The following is a 7,731-nucleotide window of genomic DNA, read 5'->3' as shown; positions in this document are numbered from 1 at the left end:
CATCGCCTCGTCGGTGGGGGCGGCCATGAGCCAGAGAGAATGGATCTGCGCTGTCATCGGAGTTTCACAAAGCTCTTGCATAGACTGCGGCCCGTGCGTAACGTTTATTTCAATCACGCCATTGATGGAAGAAATATTCCATTATTCGGCGATAAAACCAAGGGTGGGGAGTAGGCGCCTTGCAGCCGGAAACGCAAGCCTCAGCGGGTAGCGGCGCAGCCATCGGCGTGCGCGGTCTCAAGGTCGCCTATGGCGGCACGCGCGTGCTCCACGGCATCGATCTGGATTTCGCCCCGGGCAGCTTCACGGCGCTGCTGGGCTCGTCCGGTTGCGGCAAGACCACGCTGCTGCGCTCGCTCTCAGGCTTCGTACCGGTCGAGTCTGGCTCGATCATGGTCGGCGGCAAGGACGTCGCCGGGCTGCCGCCGGAAAAGCGGGGCATGGCGATGGTCTTCCAGTCCTATGCGCTCTGGCCGCACATGACCGTGCTGCAGAATATCGGCTACGGCCTCAAGCTGCGGGGCAAGTCGAAGGCGGAGATCGCCGCCAAGGTCGGCGAGATGCTGAAATTCCTCGGCCTGTCCGGCTATGAGGAGCGCAAGGTCACCGCCCTGTCCGGCGGCCAGCGCCAGCGCGTGGCGCTCGGTCGGGCGCTCGCCATCGACCCCGGCATCCTCCTGCTCGACGAGCCGCTCTCCAATCTCGACGCGAAGATCCGCATGACGATGCGCCACGAGATCCGCGCGATCCAGCAGCGGCTCGGATTGACCGCCGTCCACGTTACCCATGATCGCGAGGAGGCCATGACCATGGCCGACCGGCTGGTCATCATGCAGGCCGGCCATGTCGCGCAGGTCGGCACGCCGGAGGAGGTGTATGATCGTCCTGCCACTGCCTTCGTCGCCAACTTCATGGGTGCGGAGAACGTGCTGCCGCTGAGCATCGAGCGCGGCGAGGCGCAGGCCTCGGTCGCTGCCGGTGACGCCCGCGCTACGCTTGCCGGCGCAGCCGCGTCGGCGCTGCCGGCCGGCGAGATGCTCGCCTATTTCCGCGACGACGTCGCGAGCCTCGATGCGCTCGACGCCCCGGCTGCCGGCGGAGACCTCCTCGTCCCCGGCACCATCGCCGCGCGCGCCTATCCCGGCGGCATCTACCGCTACAAGGTGGAAGCCGCAGGCCGCCAGATCACGGTCGACGATGCCGACCGTCACGAACTCGGAACGAAGGTCGGGCTGCGCATTCCGCTGCAGCGCCTTCACATCTTCCCGGCGACCGAGGCCGGGATCGCCGCCTGACAGGGAGTCAGACACATGCGCATTATCACGCTTGCCTGCTCGCTCGCCGCGCTGATCGTGGCTTCGCCGCTTTCCGCGCAGACCCTCAACGTCGCCTCCGCCGGCGACCAGAACATGGTCGACTACGTCAAGGACTATCTCGGGCCGATGTTCGAGAAGGCCCACCCGGGCGTGAAGGTCGTCTCGGTCGGCACCGGCCCCGGCGATTCCGGCTCACAGAAGATCTACGAGAAGCTGGATGCCCAGAAGGGTGCCGCCACGACCGATTTCGACGTGGTCGTCATCCACCAGAAGGCCGCCGGCCAGATGGTCAAGGAAGGGCTGCTGAACAAGTATACGGCCAATGTCGACACCGCGAAGCTCGCGACCGGCGACAATGCCAAGAACGCGCTCGGCACCGACGTGACCGGCTTCGTCATCCCGATGTTCCAGTCGCAGACCGCGCTCGCCTACAACGCCGACATGGTCAAGACGCCGCCGGCGACCTTCGCCGAGCTCGCCGACTGGGCCAAGAAGAACCCCAAGCAGTTCGGCTATAACGGCATCAAGGGCGGCATGTCCGGCGTCTCCTTCGTCGCCGGCTGGGTCTATGCCTTCGGCGGCGACGCCGACAAGCTGATGAAGGGCCCCTACGACGCCGCCACCAAGGCGAACTGGGACAAGGCCTTCGCCGATCTCAAGGCGTTCAACGCCAATGCCGTGATCACCCCCGGCAACGCCGGCACGCTCGACATGCTGAACCGCGGCGAGATCGCGATCGGCCCGGTCTGGGTTGACATGTTCTATTCCTGGCAGGCCGACGGCAAGCTGCCTCCGAACATGAAGCTGAAGCTCGTTTCGCCCGGCATGCCCGGCCAGCCGATGTACTATGCCGTGCCGGAGAAGTCGGCCCAGAAGAAGCTGGCCGAGGCCTTCATCGCGCTCGCGACAAGCCCCCAGGTCCAGGCGGACGGCATCGTCAAGAAGTTCAACTGGTATCCGGGCATCGACGCCAAGAACCTCGAAGGCAAGCTCGACAAGGCCGCCTGGGACAAGCTCTTCACCGATGTCACGCCGACCGAACTCGCCACCAACGGCAAGCCCTTCCCGATCGCGCCCTACTTCAACGACATCCTCGAGGGCTACGAGAAGAAGGTCGCGAACTGAGGTTCGCCCGACGGGATGATGTGGCAGCTCCGCGTCGTCCCGTCCTCGTCCCACGTCACCCCCGGGCCTGGCCCGGGGATCTCGCGACCAGCTCGCGCTGGTCTCCGAGATGTTCGGGTCAGGCCCGACCATGACGGCCTTCTCCGCCGCAGCAAATTGGTTAGCCGGAACCGAGAATGTCCCTGTCCCAACGCCAGCTTGCCCTGCTGCTGATCGCGCCCGGCCTCGCGCTCGTCGCGGCGCTGTTTCTCTATCCGCTCTGCTTCTCGCTGATCTCGGCCTTCACCGGTCCGCAGGGCGGCTTCTCGCTGCAGGCCTTCGCCAAGGCCTGGGAGCTCTATTCGGGCGACATCCTCTTCACCGTCATCATCGTGCTCGCCTCCTGCCTGCTGACCGGGCTCGCGGCGATCGTCATCGCCGGCACGCTGACGCTGGGCGAGAACCGCTACATCGTCGGCACGCTGAAGGCGCTCTATCGCTGGCCGCTCTTCATCCCCTTCATCGTCGCGGCGCAGTGCATGCGCACCTTCCTCGCCAAGAACGGGCTGATGAACAACACCTTCGTCTCGCTCGGACTGATGGAGCCGCTGCAGGCGGTAAGCTTCCTCGACTGGCGCGGCATCATCGCGACCTTCGTCTGGAAGCAGACGCCCTTCGTCGCGCTGCTGCTGGCCGGCGCGCTCGCCGCGCTCGACCGCGCCACGCTTGAGGCCGGACGCAATCTCGGGGCATCGCGGATGCGCGTCCTCGTCGAACTCGCCCTGCCGCAGGTGATGCCGCAGCTCCTCGTCGCGCTCGTCCTCTCCTTCGTGACGATGCTCTCGGTGCTGTCGGTGCCGATGATGGTGGCGGGCTCGCAGCCGACGATGCTGACAGTCGACATGGCCTTCCGCATCAACGCCTATGGCGACTACGCCACGGCCAATGCGCTCGGCGTCATCACCTATCTGATCTCGGCCGGCGCGGCGATCATCTACCTCAAACGGGGCATGGCGAAGGAGGGCACGCCATGATCCGCGCCGCTTCCGGAATCCGCATGCTGCTGGCGGCCTTCGCGCTCGCGGCCTTCGCCTTCTTCCTGATCGGGCCGCTGGTCAATCTGGCGCTCTGGTCCGTCGCCGAGCGCTGGTACACCCCCTACAAGCTGCCGGTGGTCTACGGCACGCGCTACTGGGAGCAGGTCTTCCGGCCGACCGGCGACGCCATGGCCTCGCTTGCGACCTCCGTCTGGATCGCGGTGCTCACGGTTCTCGTCGCTCTCGCGCTCTCGATCCCCGCCGGCTACGCGCTGGCGCGGCTGAAACTCCCGGCGCGCGCCTTCTTCATGGTGCTGTTCCTGCTGCCGCAGGCCTTTCCCTCGGTCGCGATCTACATCAACGTCGCCCGCGTCTTCTACAGTATCGGTATCAACGGCACGGTCTTCGCCGTGGTGCTCGTCCACGCAGCCCACGGCCTCGTCTATTCCGTCTGGATCGCTGCGGCCGCCTTCGCCGCGGTCGACAAGGATCTGGAGCTCGCGGCGCGCAATATCGGCGCCTCGCCGCTGAAGGCTTTCTTCTCGGTGACGCTGCCACTGGCGGCACCCGGCATCATCGCCAGCGGCATCTTCGTCTTCCTGGAATCGCTCGACGAGTTCACCGGCACCTTCTTCGTCGGTGTCCCCCAGGTCACGACGCTGCCGCTCCTGCTCTACAATGCGGCGATGGGCGGCAACTACCAGGTCGCGTCGATCACCGCGCTGATCCTGCTCGTGCCCTCGGTGCTGTTCATGCTGTTCATCGAGCGCTTCCTGAGGGCCGACGTGCTCGCCAAGGTCGGCGCCTGAGGCGAGGGCAGGCTTGCGCGCCTCCGGGCAATCCGCAAATCTGCCGCTCCCTCCTGCCTTCCGGACCAGCGATGACGAACGGCGTTGAACTCTCCCCATCCGGGCCGGCCCCGGGTTCCGTTCCGTGCGGCCGGCCGATCGCCGGGCTCAGGCCCCGCCTGATCGGCTTCGGTGGCGCGCCGCTCGGCGACCTCTATGGCCATCTCGACGAGGTCACGGCGCAGGATACGGTCCGGGCCGCGCTCGCGGCCGGCATCAATCTGGTCGATACCTCGCCGCTCTATGGGCACGGCCTCTCCGAGCACCGCATCGGCGCCGCGCTCCGCAGCGTGCCGCGCGGCAGCGTCATCGTCTCGACGAAGGTCGGCCGCTGGATGCAGGCCGGCGAGCCGAAGCGCGAAGGCTCGGGCTATGCAGGGGGCCTGCCGCATCCGGCGGTGATCGACTATTCCTACGATGGCGCGATGCGCTCCTTCGAGCAGTCGCTGCTCCGCCTCGGCACCGACCATATCGACATCCTGCTGATCCACGACGTCGATGTCTGGACCCATGGCGACAGGATGGAGCGGCGCTTCGCCGAGGCGATGGACGGTGCCTATCGGGCGCTGGAGAAGCTGCGCTCATCCGGCGTGGTCAAGGCGATCGGCGTCGGCGTCAACGAGGCCGAGATGTGCGTGCGCTTCGCCCGCGCCGGCGATTTCGACGTGATGATGCTGGCCGGGCGCTATTCGCTGCTGGAGCAGGGCGCGCTCGCCGGGTTCCTGCCGCTCGCCCTCGAGAAGAAGATCGCGGTGATGCTGGCCGGCGTCTTCAACTCCGGCATCCTCGCCACCGGCGCCAGGCCCGGCGCCTACTACAACTACAAGCCGGCACCGCCGGAGGTGCTGGCGCGCGTCGCGCGGATCGAGGCGGTCTGCTCGGCCCATGGCGTCGCGCTGCCGCAGGCCGCGCTCGCCTTCTGCGCCGCCCATCCGGCGGTCGCGACGATCGTGCTCGGCGCGGTGACGCCGCAGGAGGTCGCCCGCAATCTCGACCTCGTCGCGCGGCCGGTGCCGGCCGCGCTCTGGGCTGATCTCAAAGCGGCGGGCCTGCTCGCCGAGGCGGCGCCGGTTCCGGCGGGCTGAGCGCTACCCGGCCTTTCCGGTCGAGCCGAGATAATCGACCGCACAGGCGACGTGCAGCTTCATCACGGCGATGGCCTCGTCGATGGTGACGTGCTCCTCGTCGGTGCCCATGCTGATCGGGGAGGGGCCGCAGATCAAGGCGGGAACGCCCCGCCAGCGCCAGTAGCGCGTATCGGTGCCGCCGAGGCTCGACACGGGCGGCGCGTCGTGGCCGAGCAGCTCGCGAATATTGCCGCGCAGGATGTTCGCCATCTCGCTGAACGGATCGGTCAGGCTCGCGGGATAGCTGTGGTCCTCGTTGACCACCATCTCGCAATCGACCTCCCGGGCGAGCGCTTCGAGATCGGCCCGGATCGCGTCGCGATCGGAGCCGATCGGGATGCGCATGTCGAGATGGGCGATGCAATGCGTCGGGATCTGCGTCGCCTTCTGCCCTCCCTGCAGGATGCCGACATTGACGGTGATCCGCCGGGCGACATCGCCGGCACCTTTGCCGAGATTGAGATCGGCGGCTGCGATCGTTTCCGGCGAGGTCAGAACCGCGTCGATCTCGGGCGGCAGCTCGGCGAGCTTGAGGTGGTAGCGGTCATAGATCACGGTCACGAGCCGGCTTACATCGGCGATTGGGTTGCGCGCCCGATGGGCGTAGCCGCCATGGCCGCCGATGCTCTTCGCCGAGAGCGAGAAGCGCAGCGTGCCCTTCTCTGTGAAGCGCAGATTGGCGAGGCCGCTGGGCTCGCCATTGAGGCAGCAATCGGCCTCCATCTCGTCGCCGAATTCGTCGAACAGGAACTTGGTGCCGTAGCGACCGCCCGATTGCTCGTCCGAGACCACCGTCAGCGACAAGGCGCCGCCGAGCTTTTCGCGATGGGGGTAGAGCTGGCAATAGGCCAGGATCGAGGCCAGCGTCCCCGTCTTCATGTCGGAGGCGCCGCGGCCCATGATCTTGCCGTCGACGATCTCGGCTTCCCACAGCCTCTCGTTGGTGACGGGGAAGATGTCCATATGGCCGTTGAGGATGAGGTGGCGGCCCGGGCGGCCGGCTTCCCAGCGGCCGATGATATTCGGCATTTCCGGCACGAAGGCTTCAGTGCGATGCGGCACGCCGGCCGCGTCGAGCAGTTCCCGTACGAAGGCTGCAGCCTCGCGGGTGTCGCCCGGCGGGTTGACGCTCTTGATGCGCAGGAAGCGGCGCAGCAGTGCGACGATCTCGTCGCGGCGCGCATCGATCGCCTGAAGCAGCTCGGCCTTCAGGGCGGCGGTATCCTTGGACATGGCGGGTCTTCTTGATCGGCGTTTCGATGGAGGGTGTGGAGATCAGCCGCGAGCGCGGAACGACATCGCGCGCGTGAGTTCGGTCTTCCCAAGCCGGGCGGCAACGCAATAGGCGGGGTTGAAGACGTTGGCGATGTCGTAGCGCACCGCCTGTCCGAGCAGGTGGCTCGCCTCGACGGGATCGACGCCGAGATCCTCGCCGACCCAGCGCAGCAGCTCGGTCGTCGCGAATTGCAGGGGTTGGTCGAGCGGACGCCCGGCGGCAATCACCAGCAGGTCGGTCCCGGTCTCGCAGCGCGGCCAGCGCAGTCCAAGCTTCTTGACGAGCTTCACCGAGAATTCGACCTCGAACGAAGTCTCGACGCCGGTACCTGCGATTTCGCCGTCGCCCTGGCAGGCATGGCCGTCGCCGAGGAAGAACAGCGCGCCCTCCACGAAGACCGGGAAGGCGATCGTCGCGCCCGGTCCGAACAGGCGGTAATCCATGTTGCCGCCATAGGCGCCGCTGGTCGCGGTCGAAATCGCCTGGCCGCGCTCCGGCGCGACGCCGAAGCAGCCGAGCATCGGCGCAAGCGGGAAGCTCCAGTCCCTGATGCGGGCGGAGGGCTCCAGGAGCTTCACCGTGCCGGCCTGCGCGTCGATCGCCCATTCATGGCGCTCGCGCTTCGGCAGTTCCGCCAGGATCGACGGATCGAGCACGCCGGGCGCCAGCGGCGAGTAGGTCCAGCCGGTCTTCCGGTTCGGCGTCATCCGCTCGATCGTGACGAGCAGCGCATCGCCGGGCTCGGCTCCCGTGATGAAGAAGGGACCGGTCATCGGGTTGCCGCGCGGGGCGTGCTGCACGCCGTCGCCGCCGAAGCCGGCAGCGTCGAGCGTGGTGGTGACGACGCTGTCGCCGCTGGCGATCTCCAGAACCGGCGGCAGGGTGCCGATCACGTTGGAATAGCGTGTCGGAACGAAGTGATGGCGCGCCATGGAAGCCTTCCTGAGCCGGGTCCGCATCGTAGCAAGGCGGGACGGCCGGGACGCCACCACCCTGTCTGGCGGACCCTAGGGGCTCGCCCGA

Annotated in this window: 7 protein-coding genes; 5 read left to right on the top strand and 2 right to left on the bottom strand. The window is 67.2% G+C overall.

Features of this window, described 5'->3' with window-relative positions; all coding sequences use genetic code 11:
• Nucleotides 1–227: 227 nt before the first annotated feature.
• The 5 genes from ACIPIA_RS06825 to ACIPIA_RS06805 all read left to right on the top strand — a co-directional run bounded on the left by ACIPIA_RS06825 (nucleotide 228) and on the right by ACIPIA_RS06805 (nucleotide 5,390).
• Nucleotides 228–1,295, top strand: coding sequence for an ABC transporter ATP-binding protein (locus ACIPIA_RS06825; RefSeq protein WP_400507922.1), 1,068 nt, complete (start codon nucleotides 228–230; stop codon nucleotides 1,293–1,295).
• 15 nt (nucleotides 1,296–1,310) lie between these two features.
• On the top strand, nucleotides 1,311–2,441 hold the full coding sequence (locus ACIPIA_RS06820) for an ABC transporter substrate-binding protein (protein WP_400507920.1): 1,131 nt from the start codon (nucleotides 1,311–1,313) through the stop codon (nucleotides 2,439–2,441).
• 182 nt (nucleotides 2,442–2,623) lie between these two features.
• Entirely contained in the window at nucleotides 2,624–3,454 is an 831-nt protein-coding gene (locus ACIPIA_RS06815) for an ABC transporter permease (RefSeq protein WP_400507924.1), read from the top strand.
• Nucleotides 3,451–4,266, top strand: a complete 816-nt coding sequence (locus ACIPIA_RS06810; protein ID WP_400507919.1) for an ABC transporter permease — start codon at nucleotides 3,451–3,453, stop codon at nucleotides 4,264–4,266. The genes ACIPIA_RS06815 and ACIPIA_RS06810 overlap by 4 nt, the downstream gene beginning before the upstream one ends.
• Nucleotides 4,267–4,337: 71 nt before the next feature.
• A complete protein-coding gene (locus tag ACIPIA_RS06805; protein WP_400507917.1) occupies nucleotides 4,338–5,390 on the top strand; it encodes an aldo/keto reductase in 1,053 nt (350 codons plus the stop codon).
• Nucleotides 5,391–5,393: 3 nt separating this feature from the next.
• Here ACIPIA_RS06805 and ACIPIA_RS06800 read toward each other — a convergent pair whose 3' ends face one another.
• Both ACIPIA_RS06800 and ACIPIA_RS06795 read right to left on the bottom strand, forming a co-directional pair.
• A complete protein-coding gene (locus tag ACIPIA_RS06800; protein WP_400507915.1) occupies nucleotides 5,394–6,665 on the bottom strand; it encodes a M20/M25/M40 family metallo-hydrolase in 1,272 nt (423 codons plus the stop codon).
• Between the two features lie 42 nt (nucleotides 6,666–6,707).
• A complete protein-coding gene (locus ACIPIA_RS06795; RefSeq protein WP_400507913.1) occupies nucleotides 6,708–7,640 on the bottom strand; it encodes an acetamidase/formamidase family protein in 933 nt (310 codons plus the stop codon).
• Nucleotides 7,641–7,731 lie beyond the last annotated feature (91 nt).

The sequence above is a fragment of the Allobosea sp. CER48 genome (assembly GCF_044752385.1).
Lineage (GTDB): Bacteria > Pseudomonadota > Alphaproteobacteria > Rhizobiales > Beijerinckiaceae > Allobosea.
The sequence above is the reverse complement of the archived record's forward strand: the minus strand, read 5'-3'. Positions and strand labels throughout refer to the sequence as shown.